Source organism: Xanthomonas sp. WHRI 8393 (assembly GCF_040203315.1).
Taxonomy (GTDB): Bacteria; Pseudomonadota; Gammaproteobacteria; order Xanthomonadales; family Xanthomonadaceae; genus Xanthomonas; species Xanthomonas arboricola.
In genome coordinates this window covers 85,714-98,880 of record NZ_JBEGGL010000001.1, presented here as the reverse complement: position 1 = coordinate 98,880, position 13,167 = coordinate 85,714, and the positions used below count along the sequence as shown (strand labels likewise).

11 protein-coding genes are annotated in these 13,167 nt (G+C 66.2%); 8 read left to right on the top strand and 3 right to left on the bottom strand.

The features are described 5' to 3' along the window. Window positions 1–249: 249 nt before the first annotated feature. The gene (locus ABQ137_RS00400; RefSeq protein WP_024939156.1) at window positions 250–1,350 is read left to right on the top strand and encodes a glycerophosphodiester phosphodiesterase; all 1,101 of its coding nucleotides are present in this window, start codon (window positions 250–252) and stop codon (window positions 1,348–1,350) included. Window positions 1,351–1,436: 86 nt separating this feature from the next. Here the strand turns inward: ABQ137_RS00400 and ABQ137_RS00395 are convergent, their stop codons facing one another. Together ABQ137_RS00395 and ABQ137_RS00390 are read right to left on the bottom strand one after the other, a co-directional pair. Then, the gene (locus ABQ137_RS00395; RefSeq protein ID WP_024939157.1) at window positions 1,437–2,222 is read right to left on the bottom strand and encodes a rhomboid family intramembrane serine protease; all 786 of its coding nucleotides are present in this window, start codon (window positions 2,220–2,222) and stop codon (window positions 1,437–1,439) included. A 401-nt stretch (window positions 2,223–2,623) separates the two neighbouring features. Beyond that, window positions 2,624–3,580 carry a TerC family protein gene (locus ABQ137_RS00390; protein ID WP_024939158.1) on the bottom strand — a complete coding sequence of 319 codons (957 nt, stop codon included), beginning with the start codon at window positions 3,578–3,580 and terminating at the stop codon, window positions 2,624–2,626. A gap of 261 nt (window positions 3,581–3,841) precedes the next feature. On the opposite strand from ABQ137_RS00390, the gene ABQ137_RS00385 reads away from it, so the two are divergent. Further along, a complete protein-coding gene (locus tag ABQ137_RS00385; protein ID WP_024939159.1) occupies window positions 3,842–5,008 on the top strand; it encodes a class I SAM-dependent rRNA methyltransferase in 1,167 nt (388 codons plus the stop codon). 31 nt (window positions 5,009–5,039) lie between these two features. Next, entirely contained in the window at window positions 5,040–5,357 is a 318-nt protein-coding gene (locus tag ABQ137_RS00380) for a hypothetical protein (RefSeq protein WP_102585320.1), read from the top strand. 224 nt (window positions 5,358–5,581) lie between these two features. Here ABQ137_RS00380 and ABQ137_RS00375 read toward each other — a convergent pair whose 3' ends face one another. Next, window positions 5,582–6,079 carry a hypothetical protein gene (locus ABQ137_RS00375; RefSeq protein WP_349780921.1) on the bottom strand — a complete coding sequence of 166 codons (498 nt, stop codon included), beginning with the start codon at window positions 6,077–6,079 and terminating at the stop codon, window positions 5,582–5,584. Here ABQ137_RS00375 and ABQ137_RS00370 point away from each other — a divergent pair. The 5 genes from ABQ137_RS00370 (at window position 6,070) to ABQ137_RS00350 (ending at window position 13,146) form a co-directional block, all read left to right on the top strand. Next, a complete protein-coding gene (locus ABQ137_RS00370; RefSeq protein ID WP_349780920.1) occupies window positions 6,070–6,429 on the top strand; it encodes a DUF3088 family protein in 360 nt (119 codons plus the stop codon). The genes ABQ137_RS00375 and ABQ137_RS00370 overlap by 10 nt on opposite strands. Before the next feature lie 101 nt (window positions 6,430–6,530). Further along, window positions 6,531–7,118: an RNA polymerase sigma factor gene (locus ABQ137_RS00365; RefSeq protein ID WP_104543847.1), complete on the top strand. Its 588-nt coding sequence runs from the start codon at window positions 6,531–6,533 to the stop codon at window positions 7,116–7,118. A gap of 2 nt (window positions 7,119–7,120) precedes the next feature. Then, complete coding sequence (locus ABQ137_RS00360) at window positions 7,121–8,089, top strand: FecR family protein (RefSeq protein ID WP_024939164.1); 969 nt, start codon at window positions 7,121–7,123, stop codon at window positions 8,087–8,089. Between the two features lie 156 nt (window positions 8,090–8,245). After that, window positions 8,246–11,008 (top strand): TonB-dependent receptor domain-containing protein, encoded by a 2,763-nt coding sequence (locus ABQ137_RS00355; RefSeq protein WP_349780919.1) that lies wholly within the window; start codon window positions 8,246–8,248, stop codon window positions 11,006–11,008. A gap of 11 nt (window positions 11,009–11,019) precedes the next feature. After that, entirely contained in the window at window positions 11,020–13,146 is a 2,127-nt protein-coding gene (locus ABQ137_RS00350) for a penicillin acylase family protein (protein ID WP_349780918.1), read from the top strand. Window positions 13,147–13,167 lie beyond the last annotated feature (21 nt).

Genomic DNA, 13,167 nt, shown 5'->3' with positions numbered 1-13,167 from the left:
TTAGGGATTGGGGAGTCGGGATTGGGGATTGGTAACAGCCGGTCTTATGGCTGCTGACTGATTTCCGGTGGTGATCGACGTGGATGGTTTTAGAGTGGCTGGCAAGATTTAGGCAGTGGTTGTCAGGCTAGTGCGGACGATGCGGAGAAAGCGGGATGTACACGTCGTACGTCCTGCATCAACCATCGGCAGCGCTCGCCTGGCGGTCGTGCCGTGGTGTTGATGGCTGCTTTTTTGTTGGAGAAAGGCATGATGCAGTTCCACCGTGCGTTGGTGTTGGGAGCGATGATGGTCGGCATGAGCGGGCCCGCGTTGGCAGAGGCGCCGTTGGCGAAGACGGTGCAGATCTTTGCGCACCGTGGCGCCAGCGCATTGCGCCCGGAACACACCCTGGCCTCGTATGCCAAGGCGATTGTCGATGGCGCCGATTTTGTCGAGCCGGACCTGGTGTCCACCAAGGATGGTGTGCTGGTGGCGCGCCATGAGAACGAGATCGGCGGCACCACCGATGTGGCCAGCCACCCGGAGTTCGCCGCGCGCAAGACCCGCAAGACCATCGATGGCCAGGCGATGGAAGGCTGGTTCACCGAAGACTTCACTCTTGCCGAATTGAAGACCTTGCGCGCGCGCGAGCGGTTGCCGCAGTTGCGCGGCACGCGTTGGGATGGGCAGTTTCAGATCGTCACCTTCGATGAGATCATCGATTTTGTCGCAGCCGAATCGGCAGCGACCGGGCGCACGATCGGGCTGATTCCGGAGATCAAGCACCCGAGCTATTTCAGTGGGCTGAATCTGGCGATGGAAGACAAGGTGCTGGCGAGCCTGCGTGCGCATGCCTACACGCAGACCGCGCCGGTGGTGATCCAGTCGTTCGAGACCGGCAACCTGCGTTACTTGCGCGGCAAGATCGGGCGCAACAGCACTATTCGCTTGCTGCAGCTGCTGGGCGGCGCGCAGATGGCGCTGCCCGATGCGGGCGTGGGCAACGCGCCACGCACCTACGCGCAGATGATCACGCCCGAGGGACTGAAGCAGGTCGCCGGCTATGCCGATGCGATCGGCCCGGACATCCGCAGCATCATTCCGCTGGATGTGCAGCAACGCCTGGGCACGCCGACCAGCCTGGTGCACGACGCGCACGCGGCAGGATTGCAGGTGCAGCCGTATACCTTCCGCCCGGAGAATTATTTCCTGGCCGCCAACAACCGCAGCAGTGCTGCGGTGACCGAACGTAACGAGGCCGGCGCATTGGCCGAGTTGAAGGCGTATCTGGATGCCGGTATCGATGCATTCTTTGCCGATGATCCCGGCTTGGCGCGGCGTGCGTTGAGCGAGCGTGCGACGCGTTAAACGTTGGACGCATACGCAGCCTGTAGGAGCGCGCTGGCGCGCGATGGGGCGTTCCCGATAACGCCCCGTCGCGCGCCAGCACGCTCCTACGTTCCTGGTGGCCGTTCGCGTGGCGGGAAGTGCAGCACCACGTTCTGCGAGCCGTCTTCCTGGCGCTGCCACAGCACTGGCACCTGGCGTGGCGGCGGCGGTTCCAGCACGTCGCGTTCGGCGTTGCTGATCTCCCAGGCTGCGTCTTCGTCCTCGTCTTCCCAGCTGTAGCGCGGCCTGGCCTGTTGCGGGTCGCGCAGGCGCAGCAGCAGTGCAGCGATCAGGCCGGCCACCGCGCCGCCCAGATGCGATTGCCAGGATACGCCGGCCTCGTGCGGCAGGATGGTCAGCAACATGCCGCCGTAGAACAGGAAGGCGATCATGCTGGTGGCAATCGCCGGGCGGTCGCGGCGCAGCAGGCCCAGCACGAACACCAGGAACATCAGCCCGTGGGTGACGCCACTGGCGCCCAGATGCCGGCTGCCGGGCTCGCCCAGCAACCACGCGCCCAGCCCCGAACCCAGCCACAGCAACGGCAGCGCCAGGGCGGTGGCACGCGGATATACGCTGCCGGCCAGTGTGCCCAGGATCAGCAGTGCGGCGGCGTTGGCGCCCAGATGCGCGAGCGAGCCGTGCAGCAGCGGCGCGGTGAGGATGCCGAGCAGGCCGTCGGCCTGCAGCGGTGCCACCGCCCAGGCGCGCCAGTCGAACATGTTCTGGGCGGTGAACACCGCCACCAGCAGCAGCACGGCGGCCAGGCTGAAGTTGAAGGCACGCAAGACCCGGGAACGATCCAGGCGGCTCTGGGTGGTGGGATCGGGGGCAAGGGAATGCGTTGTCATGCATTCACGGATGGCGGCGTGGTTTTGCCTTTGCAAGCCCTATTTGCGCGGGATAACCGGATCCGGCGGCGGGACAATCCTGCTGCCCGCCGGGCTGATACGAAGCCCGGCAGGCAGGCCGCGGCGGCCAATACCTCACCGCAGTTAGGTGTGGTGGCAACCAGGGCGCGGTCCCAATGCTCCGGTACCGCCTGTGGTGCGCTGCAGCCGAGTCGCGTAATGGGCGACGGAGCCGACGATCACGGCCGAAGACCACGACCGGCCCCAGTGGCGAGAGCCGAAGCGAAACCGCGGCATCCCTTGCACCATCATCTGCAGCCAAGCACAACCCCGATTCCCGATTCCCGATTCCCGATTCCCGATTCCCGATTCCCGATTCCCGATTCCCGATTCCCGGCCGGTCAGTGCCCGGCCGGCTTGGGCGGCCGCAGCAGGCTCAGCACGATGGTGAAGACCAGGATCACGATCACCACTGCCAGCGAGACCAGCACCGGGATCTTGTACAGATCGATGATCATCATCTTGGTGCCGATGAACACCAGGATCACCGCCAGCCCGTACGGCAGCAGGTGGAAGCGGTCGGCCATGCCGGCCAGCAGGAAGAACATCGCGCGCAGACCCAGCACCGCGAATACGTTGGAGGTCAGCACGATGAACGGGTCGGTGGTGATCGCGAAGATCGCCGGGATGCTGTCCACCGCGAAGATCACATCGATCACCGCAATCAGGATCAGCACCACGAACAGCGGGGTAAACCAGCGCTTGCCGTCCTTGATCACGCTCAGCGCATGGCCGTGGTATTGCGGGCTCAGGCGCAGATGGCCGCGCATCCAGCGCAGCACCGGGTTGGCTTCCAGGTCCGGCTCCTTGCCGGCGGAGAACCACATCTTGATGCCGGTCAGCAGCAGGAAGGCGCCGAACACGTACAGCAGCCAATGGAACTTGGTCAGCAGCACCGAGCCGGCGAAGATCATGATCGCGCGCAGCACGATCGCGCCCAGCACGCCGATGATCAGCACGCGCTGGCGCTGCTCCTCGGGCACGCCGAAGTAGGTCATCACCATCAGGAACACGAAGATGTTGTCGACCGCCAGCGATTTCTCGACCAGGTAGCCGGTCAGGAACTCCAGCCCGATGCGGTCGGCCGCCGCATCGCCCATGCTGCCCTGCAGGTACCACCACAGGCCGGCGTTGAAGGCCAGCGCCAGCAGCACCCAGCCGATGCTCCACCAGGTGGCTTCCTTGAAGGTGACCTTGTGGGCACCGCCGTGGCGCATCAGCACCAGATCGACCAACAGCGCCACGATCACCACGATCGCGAAGCCGCCCCATAACCAGACATTGCCAATGGTTTGCATACAAGAATCCCGAAAGTGAAACGACCTGGACAGCCGGTGGGCTGAGGCCTTGTGACACGGAAATCGTGGATTCCGGGTGACGGACCTTCGCCTGCGCGGCGAAGGTCTCGCTCACAACCGGCCGGGCCGGTTGCCGTTGCACCGGAGCGCCTGATGGCAGGGCTCGTCATGACGGCGACAACGCTGGGAGCTACTCCCCTTCTGCGCCCGATTCTGCGTGCCCGGGGCAGGCACGTCAATCCAGCCGGATACAATGGGCGGATGAATACTCCTGTCCCCGTCGTCCGACTCAAGAATGCGTGGCGCTCCAGCCACCCGTGGATCTTCCAGAAGCTGGTGGAAAAGCCCGCCGCCAAGCCCAAACCCGGCACCATCGTCGATGTGGTCGGCGTGGACGGGGAGTGGGTCGGCCGCGGCTTCTACAACGGCCACTCGCGCATCGCCGTGCGCATCCTGGAGACCGACCAGGCGGTGCCGGTGGATGCGGGCTGGTTCTCGCGCAAGATCGCCGCGGCCGTGAGTCTGCGCCGCGACTGGCTCAAGCTCGACGCGGTGTCCGATGCCTGGCGCGTGGTGCACAGCGAAGGCGACGGCCTGTCCGGCCTGGTGGTGGACCGCTATGGCGACCTGGTGGTGGTGGAGTTCTTCGCCGCCGGCATGTTCCGCCACCGCGAATGGATCTACGAGGCGCTGCGCGAGCAGTTCCCGGGCTGCCGTTTCCACAGCTTCGCCGACGAACACGTGCAAAAGCAGGAAAGCTTCGATTTCCACGGCAACACCACTACCGAAGCGTCGGTGATCACCGAGTACGGCATCAAGTTCCGTGCCGACCCGGCCGGTGCGCACAAGACCGGCTTCTTCGCCGACCAGCGCGAGAACCGCCAGTGGCTGAGCGAGCAGGTCGAAGGCAAGAGCGTGCTGGACCTGTGCTGCAACACCGGCGGCTTTGCGGTGTATGCGGCTGCGCGCGGCGCGTCCGAGGTGCTGGGCGTGGACATCGACGAGGACGTGATCGCCATCGCCAAGGGCAACGCCAAGCTCAACAACGTGCGGCCGAAGTTCGTGCAGGCCGACATCTTCCCCTGGCTGCGCGATGCCTCCAACCGCGGCGAGCAGTTCGATGTGGTGATCCTGGACCCGGCCAAGATGACCCGCGACCGCGAGCAGGTGATTCCGGCGCTGAAGAAGTACCTGGACATGAACAAGCTGGCGCTGGGCGTGGTCAAGCCCGGTGGCCTGTTCGCCACCTTCTCGTGCACCGGGCTGGTGGCCGAACAGGAGTTCCTGGACATGCTGCGGCGCGCCTCGTATTTCTCCGGGCGCACCATCCAGATCCTGAAGGTGGCCGGTGCCGGTCCGGACCACCCGTTCATGGCGCACGTGCAGGAATCGCGCTATCTGAAGGCTGTTTTCTGCCGCGTGATCTAGCGCGGCGATCAACCCCTGGAGCGGCCAGTCGATGACAGCGGACGATGAGGAACGCAAGGCGCTGACCCGGTTGCTGCGCGAGATCGAGCGGCCCCATGCCAGTCTGCTGGCCAGCAACTGGCCGGTATTCGGCGTGTGGCTGCTGTTCGCCGGCGCCTTCATGTACCTGTTCCAGACCGGCAACGGTTCGCCATTGCATCCGTTGCTGCTGGCGCTGGGCTCGACCTGCCTGGGCGTGCTCGGTGCCTGGATCGTGCTGCGCTCGGTATGGGCGCGGCAGTGGCTGCATGTGCGCGAGCACGTCGATGTCGAGAGCGTGCGCGCGCGCCTGGCCGAACTGGGCGATTGAACGACGCGCAATACCACTGCGCGCCGATCGGGCGCGTGCGATGGATTGCGCGCAAGCCAGGTCAAATCGCTTGCATGCTGCGCGCTGTGAGCAACCCATTTTGAACGTCTGATCGCTTCTGACAGCCGCGCGACATACCGCGTGTCGCAGGCCATATGCGGCCTGCGCGTATCGGTCACATCAGGCGATGACCTGCGGTGGGTTGCAGCTGCAGCGGCAACCGATCACCCAGCCACCGGCCGCGCGGTGATCTCCGGCACGGCCTGGCGCAGCTCGGCCCCGAACTCGGGATTGCGCATCGCCGCGCCATCGGCGTAGTCGTAGAACACGCCTTGGGTGGGCGTGGTGCCTTTGCGCAATTCGATATCGCCACGCACCTGCGTGGTGCCGGCAATGTTGACTGCACCGAACGCGCCCGGCCGCCTCATGAAGCCAGTACTGGGCTGCGCATCGGCGCCGATCTTTGCGCCCGCATGCCACACGGTCGGACCGCCAAGTACCGCATTGCCCTGCACGGTGCCGCCCATCGCCATGGCGTGGCCATCGCGTGGCAGCGCGCCCCTGGTGCGTGGCGCGCCTGCATAACCCAAAGCAGTCAGCTCATTGCCAACGGCCATTTCGTTGGCCGCATCTGAGCGGACATTGTCGATGTCTGCCGCGATCTGCGCGGCGGCGGTCACCAGGCTGGACACACCCGCATCGACCGCGATCGATGCTTCCACGCAGCGAGGACACCACCGCCATATCCGATTCGTCCACCTCCGCGCTGTGCAGCGCCAAACCGGTTCTGCTGTTGCTGGAGCACGACTTCGAAGATCCCAAGCAGGCCTGCCGCCGCATCTTCTGTCGCCATGGCTGGTTGCTGGAAGTTGCGTTGTCGGGCATCGACGGTGTGCGCGGCCGGCTGGAGATGCGCCGGATCGGTTTCCCGCGGCCGCGTCGCGATGTGATCGGCCTGGTCGGCGAAAGCGACCGATCGCTGCCCACGCTGGTGACCTGCAGCGCGCGCTGCGCGGGTAGTGCCATCGCAGCGAACCACCCGTCAGAGGGCATGGCGGAGTTGCGTCGCTGACGCATCGTGCCTTTGAAGAGCAGGTCAGTCGCTCGAATCCCCCGGAGAACGCAATGACTTCCTCACCTCGACGTGCGGGCACGTCAGCGGCCGCGTCCTAGATGCCGGCCATCGATTCCCAACGCGCCGCCTGGTTGGCGACGCAGATCCTGCCGCACGAGCCGGCGTTGCGGCGCTGGCTGCGCAAGCACGCCCCCGGCAACGTCGATTGCGACGATGTCATCCAGGAGACCTACGCCATCCTGGCCGGGTTGGGTGAGGTGGGCCATATCGCCAACCCGCGCGCCTATCTGTTCACCGCCGCGCAGTCGGTGCTGCTGCAGCAGGTGCGCCGCGCCAGAATTGTTTCGATCGAAAGCGTGGCGGAAATCGAGCGCCTGGACATCACACAGGACGAGCGTTCACCCGAGCGCCACGCCATTGCCGGTCAGGAGCTGCGCCGCATCGGCGAAGCGCTGGCGGCACTGCCGGACAAATGCCGCCAGGTGTTTCTGCTGCGCAAGGTCGATGGCCTGTCGCAGCGCGAGATCGCCGCGCGGCTCGGAATCAGCGAGAACACCGTGGAAAAACACATCGTGAAGGGATTGCGGCTGCTGATGGCGCGGATGGGCCGCACCCCCGCACCCGCACAGACTGCCAGCCAGGTCGCGCCGGCCAGGCGCCTGGCCGATCCGCAGCGCGGCAGCTGAGCATGCGCAGCATTGACGACATTGCCGCCGCCTGGGTGGGCCGCGAGGACGGCGACCGGCTCACGCCGGCCGAGCGCATGCAGCGCGACCGCTGGCTGGCCGAGGACGTGCGCCATCGCGGTGCCTATGCACGTGCGCACGCGGTGCACCTGCATTTCGATCGCGCGCGTGCGTTGGCGCAGGGCTTTGGCGCGGAAGCGATGCGTTCACGCCGCACGCATCGACGCGGCAGGTGGCTGGCCGCACTGGCCGCCTGTGTGGTCGCTGCGGCTACCGGCATGCTGGCATTGCAGCAGGCCGTGCCCGACCACGGCGCGCCCGGCAGCGGCCATCACCTCACCCGCATCGGCGAGGTATTGCGCCTGCCGTTGGCAGACGGCTCGGCGGTGACGCTGAACTCCGGCTCGGAGGTGGTAGTGGAGTTCAGCCCCGCCCGTCGCCAGGTCCAGTTGCTGCGCGGTGAAGCCCTGTTCGACGTGGCCAAGGACCGTCACCGCCCGTTCGTGGTGATGGCGGCCGGCGCGGAAGTGCGCGCGGTGGGCACCAGTTTCAGCGTGCGCCGGCGGCAGGACGATGCCGTCAAGGTCGTCGTGCGCGAAGGCACCGTCGACGTGGAAGCCGACCAGCGCACACCGCAGCGGGTGACAGCCAACATGCTGGCCATGGTCAGCCCGACGCGGGCGGTGCAGGTACAGCCGCTGCCAGCACGGCGCGTGCAGCAGTTGCTGGTCTGGCGCGAGGGCATGATCGCCTTCGACGGCGACACCTTGGCGCAGGCCGCTGCCGAATTCGCCCGCTACAACGACATGCGCATCCTGATCGACGACCCCGCGGTGGCGCGGCGCACCGTGGTCGGCCTGTACTCGGCCAACGATCCGGAAGGCTTTGCACGCTCCGTTGCGCTGAGCATGGGCCTGCAGATCGAACACACCCGTGGCGGCATCCACCTGCGCGGCGCACTCGCGCAGTGAGGTGCAGCGCTGCACATCATCATCAGCGATGTCGATGGCGGAAAAGCGGCGGCCACGCATCCAACAGACAGGGGGCCACACAGCAACGGTGACAACGACCGGACAGCGGCGCACGCGCGCCAGCGGAGAGCAGTGATGCAGGCAGCAAGCAGGCGTTTGAGCAAGGCCATCGGCACCGCCGTGGCGATGATGGCAGCGGGACATGCGGTGGCAGCGTCAGCGCAGGGGCGCACCTTCTCGCTCCCCGAGAGCAATGCGGTGGTGGCGCTGCCGGAGTTTGCGCGGCAGGCCGGGGTGCAGATCGTGGCGCCCGGCGAATACCTGCAGCAGGTCCGCACGCCGGCCGTGCAGGGCACGCTGGAATCGCGCGTGGCATTGCGGCAGTTGCTGGCCGGCACCGGATTGAGCGTGGTCGAAGATGATGGCGAACGCATCACGCTGGCCTCGGCGCAGCCGTTGACGGCCGCGCTCCACGGCCATCCGGGGACGGGGTATGCGCAGGTGGACGCATCCGCGCCCACGCCACCAGCGTCCATGCCACCCGCAGATGCCGCCGTCGGCAATCTGGATGCGGTGGTGGTCACCGGCGCGCGCGGCGTGCAGCGCACCGTCACCGAAAGTCCCACCCCGATTGATGTGATCGGCGCGGCGGAACTGGAAAAGACCGGTCGCTCGGGCCTGCTGGCGGCGCTCAACGATCTGGTGCCCTCGTTCAATGCGCCAGCCAAATCCGGCAACGGCACCTCGTATGTGATCGCCACCGGCGGGCTGCGCGGGCTCAATCCGGATCACACCCTGGTGCTGGTCAACGGCAAGCGCCGCCATCGCACCGCCAGCATCAACATCGCCGGCATCGTCGGGCGCGGCTCGGTGCCGGTGGACATGAGCCTGATCCCAGTCTCGGCGGTGGACCACATCGAGGTGCTGCGCGATGGCGCGGCCGCGCAATACGGTTCGGATGCGATCGCCGGCGTCATCAACATCCTTCTCAAATCCGATGCCGATGGCGGCAAGGCCGACCTGCTGTGGGGTCAGAACATTGACCGCGCCGATGGCGACAGCAGCAGCGCCAGCATCGGCAAGGGCCTGGCACTGGGCAGCGACGGCTTCGTCTATCTGGCCGCCGACGCCAGGTATCAGCAGACCTCCAATCGCGCAGTGCCGGTGGCCGACGATTACCGGCTGTACTACCCGGTCAACGGCCAGCCGGACCCCCGTGAGGCCACGGCGAATCGCCTGATCACGCGCAACTTTGGCCAGCCCTGGCAGAAGGGCGCCAACCTGTCCTACAACGCAGAACTCGGCCTGGGCGACGAGTTGCGCGGTTATTCCTACGCGACCTACAGCCGCCGCCTGAGCGACCTGGAATGGTCGTTCCGCAATCCCAACGCCAACAACACCCTGCAAGAGATTTATCCGGACGGTTACAGCCCGCGCCTGCGCATCGACGAGACCGATTACGAGTTCACTGCCGGCATCAAGGGCCTGTGGGGTGAGTGGGACTGGGACCTGGCCACCAGCTACGGCCGCAACGCCTCCGAACGCGACGGCCTGCACACGCTCAACGCCAGCCTGGGACCGACCAGCCCCACTGCGTTCTATCTGGGCCAGCTGACCTCCACCGACTGGACCACCAGCCTGGACATCACCCGCGGCCTGCAACTGGCCGAGCGCCCGCTGCAGGTATCGCTGGGCGTGCAATACCGCTACGAGAAATACCAGATCCAGGCCGGCGAGCAGGCGGCGTATGCGGCCGGTGACTACGTGTTTCCGGCGAGCCACCCGCGTGCCGGGCAGGCACCGCCGCCCGGCGCACAGGGCGCGATCACCTTCCAGCCCAATGAGGCCGGCAGCCTGGATCGCAACAGCGGCGCGGCCTATGTCGACCTGACCTGGGACGTGGCCGACAGCGTGTCGCTGGGTCTGGCCGGGCGCTACGAGCGCTTCGACGATTCGGCCGGCGACACCGCGGTGGGCAAGTTCACCGCGCGCTGGGCCATCACCCCCACCTTCGCGCTGCGTGGCGCGGCCAGCACCGGCTTCCGCGCGCCCGCGTTGGCGCAGGCCTTGTACGCGGCCACCAACAGCAGCTGGCGCACGCTGGACAACGGCGATCGCGAACTGTTCCTGGCCAAGACGCTACCGGTGGATTCCCCCGCCGCGCTGGCACTGGGCGCCGAACCGCTGAAGCCGGAGGAATCCACCAACGCCAGCATCGGCTTCACCTACAACCCCTCGCGCGCGCTCAGCCTCACCGTGGATGCCTACCGTATCGATCTGGACGACCGCATCGGCATGACCGGCTACATCACCGGTGCGGCGATCACCGACTTGCTCACCCGCGCCGGCGTGTCTGGGGTCGACAGCGCGCAGTACTTCACCAACGCCATCGACACCCGCACCGAAGGCGTGGACGTGGTCGCGACCTGGCGCATGGAGGCCGGCGACTGGGGCCGGGTCAACTGGAACCTGGGCTACAACTACAACACCACCGAGATCACCCGCATCGCCGACAACCCGGCCGCGCTGGACTCGCTGGGCGCCGGCTACGAACTGTTCGACCGTGCCTCGCGCGGCTATCTGTCGCGCACCCCGCGCAGCAAGGTGTTGCTGGGCGGCAACTGGATGATCGGCGACTTCGCGCTCAACGTACGCGTCAACCGCTTCGGCAGTTTCGATGTGCTGGAAAACAACCCGGCCAACGACGAACACGTGCCGGCCAAATGGATCACCGATCTGGAAGCGTCCTACGCACTGTCCGGGCGCATCACCTGGACGCTGGGCGCCAACAACCTGTTCAACCAATACCCGAAGAACATCGGCGCGGTCGCCAGCACCGGCAGCGGTTTCTACGTCACCAGCGTGCCGTACGGCTTCACCGGCGGGTCCTATTACACCAAGTTGACCTACACCTTTTGAGGAGTGATCCAGTGCCGCGACTTTCTTCGATGCGGGCGCAGGCGCGCAGCGCTTCCCTCTGCGCAGGGCTATTGATCGCATTGTTCTGCGCCCCGCAGGCGGCCGGCGCCGGCAAGGACAGCGGCGAAATCCTGTGGGACCGCTACGGCGTGCCGCATATCTATGCCAGGACCGAAGCCGGTACCTTCTACGGCTTCGGCTGGGCGCAGACGCATAGCCACGGCAATCTGTTGCTGCATCTCTATGGCGAAGCACGCGGCCGCGCCGCTGAATACTGGGGCGAGAAGTACGCCGAACAGGATCGCTGGCTGACCAGCAACGATGTCTACCCACGCGCGCAGCAGTGGTACCGACAACAGACCCCCGGCTTTCGGGCCGACCTGGACGCATTCGCGCAAGGCATCAACGACTACGCGGCCGCACACCCGCAGGCCCTGGACGCAGAGGTCAAGGTGGTGCTGCCGATCACCGGCGTGGACGTGGTGGCGCACGCGCACCGGTTGATGAATTACGTCTACATCGCCTCGCCGGCCAAGGTGCTGGGCGAGCCACCCAAGGACGGCCAGGCCCGCGACGGCTCCAACGCCTGGGCGCTGATGCCGAGCAAGACCCGCGACGGCCACGCCATGCTGCTGGCCAACCCGCATCTGCCCTGGGGCAGCGGCTTTTTCACCTATTACGAAGCGCATCTCAACGGACCGGGCGTGGATCTGTATGGCGCCACCCAGGTGGGCCTGCCGATCCTGCGTTTCGGCTTCAACAAGCAACTGGGTTTCACCAATACGGTGAACACGCTGCTGGGCCAGACCACCTACAAACTCACGCTGTCGGGCGAGGGCTATCTGCTGGACGGCAAAGTGCTGCCGTTCAAGCGGGAAACCAAGACCTTGAAGATCCGTCAAGCCGATGGCGCGCTGAAAGAACAGACCTTGCAAGTGCGGCAGTCGGTGCACGGCCCGGTGTTCCAGCGTTACGACGGCAGCACCGTGGCATTGCGTGTGGCCGGCCTGGATCGGCCCGACATGCTCAAGCAGTACTGGGACATGGGCAAGGCGCAGGACTTTGCGCAGTTTCAGCGCGCGCTCAAGCAACTGCAGGTGCCGATGTTCAACATCGTCTATGCCGACAACGCCGGCAACGTGCTGTTCCTGGACAACGGCATCCTGCCCAAACATGCGCAGGGCGATCTGACGTACTGGAGCGGGCTGGTGCCGGGCGATACCGCGTCCACGCTATGGCGCGATGTGCACAGCTACGACGAGCTGCCCAAGGTGATCAATCCGGCCGGCGGTTTCGTGCAGAACACCAACGACCCGCCGTGGCTGGCGAGTTGGCCGCGCGTGCTTGACCCAAAAAAATTCCCGGCCTATGTCGCACCGACGGGGCCGATGTCGCTGCGCGCGCAGAACTCGGTCAAAATGCTGGCCGAGCACGACAGCATCGACTTCGACCAGCTGGTGGCGCTCAAGCGCACCGCGCAGGCGCTGGCGGCCGATCGCACGTTGCCGCAGCTGTACGCTGCCGCCGCAGACAGCACCGATCCGGACATCGTCGCTGCGGTCAAGGTGCTCAAGGCCTGGGACCGCCACTTCGAAGCCGACAGCCGCGGCGCGTTGCTGTTCGAGCAATGGGCGCGCTTGTTCACCGGCGATGCGCGTTACCTCTCGCAGGCCGGCTACGCCACGCCGTGGTCGCTGGACGCTCCGCTGACCACGCCCAGCGGCCTGAAGGACCCGGCACTGGCGCTGCGTCAGCTCAAGCAGGCCGTTGCCAGCACCAGGCAGGCCTATGGCGCCATCGACCGCCCGTACGGCGAGGTGTCGCGCTTCCACCTGGGCGATGTCGATGTGCCCGGCCGCGGCGGTTTCGGCAATCTCGGCGCGTTCGACGTAATCACCTGGAACCCGCCCAATGCCGATGGCCAACGCCTGCCGCAGCATGGCGAAACCTGGGTCTCGCTGGTGGAATTTTCCACCCCGATCAAGGCCAAGGGCCTGATGAGTTACGGCAATGCCAGCCAGCCTGGCTCGGCGCATATCAACGACCAGTTGCAGCTGCTGTCCAAAGGCGAGTTCCGCACCTTGTGGACCACCCGCGAGCAGGTCGAACAGCACCTGGAATCACGCACCGACTTCTGACGATTACCCCCGACGATCGCC

Excerpts from the sequence above, each read along its gene's own strand:
- ABQ137_RS00400 (WP_024939156.1), top strand. The coding sequence starts at position 250 with ATGATGCAGTTCCACCGTGCGTTGGTGTTGGGAGCGATGATGGTCGGC.
- ABQ137_RS00395 (WP_024939157.1), bottom strand. The coding sequence starts at position 2,222 with ATGACAACGCATTCCCTTGCCCCCGATCCCACCACCCAGAGCCGCCTG.
- ABQ137_RS00390 (WP_024939158.1), bottom strand. The coding sequence starts at position 3,580 with ATGCAAACCATTGGCAATGTCTGGTTATGGGGCGGCTTCGCGATCGTG.
- ABQ137_RS00385 (WP_024939159.1), top strand. The coding sequence starts at position 3,842 with ATGAATACTCCTGTCCCCGTCGTCCGACTCAAGAATGCGTGGCGCTCC.
- ABQ137_RS00380 (WP_102585320.1), top strand. The coding sequence starts at position 5,040 with ATGACAGCGGACGATGAGGAACGCAAGGCGCTGACCCGGTTGCTGCGC.
- ABQ137_RS00370 (WP_349780920.1), top strand. The coding sequence starts at position 6,070 with ATGCTTCCACGCAGCGAGGACACCACCGCCATATCCGATTCGTCCACC.
- ABQ137_RS00365 (WP_104543847.1), top strand. The coding sequence starts at position 6,531 with ATGCCGGCCATCGATTCCCAACGCGCCGCCTGGTTGGCGACGCAGATC.
- ABQ137_RS00360 (WP_024939164.1), top strand. The coding sequence starts at position 7,121 with ATGCGCAGCATTGACGACATTGCCGCCGCCTGGGTGGGCCGCGAGGAC.